Source organism: Alkalibacterium sp. s-m-28, assembly GCF_054658175.1.
Genome location: NZ_BAAGIQ010000303.1, coordinates 1 through 375, shown reverse-complemented (window position 1 = coordinate 375; position 375 = coordinate 1). Strand labels below are relative to the sequence as shown.

The window sequence follows — 375 nt, the reverse complement described above, 5'->3', positions numbered from 1 at the left end:
ATATCAATCTAGGTGTTCAAATGCGTGTTATACGTGGATTTGAACAAGAAATAAAAATCATTGATAAAGCCATTGAGAATATTATGGAAACCATCGATAGCGCCAAAACATTGTTAAGCATTCCAGGAATTGGACCTGTTTATGCCGCAGGCATTATCGCTGAAGTTGGTCAAATTGACCGATTTAACCATGAAGCTCAACTGGCAAAATACGCTGGTCTTTATTGGCCAAAACATCAATCTGGTAACTGAACCAATTTCATAACTAACTTTTTAAAAAAGGAAACACTCGTCTAATTTCAAAATGACTATTTTTTAAAAATTACACGGCTATTTCTTTTCTGTTCTTTCTCTCAGCTAACCGTTGGTTTGCATA

General features: G+C 34.9%; 1 pseudogene. It reads left to right on the top strand.

What is annotated here, in order from left to right:
* Window positions 1-245, top strand: a pseudogene (locus ACYQ4S_RS12430) (transposase); the annotation flags it as partial.
* Window positions 246-375: the final 130 nt, after the last annotated feature.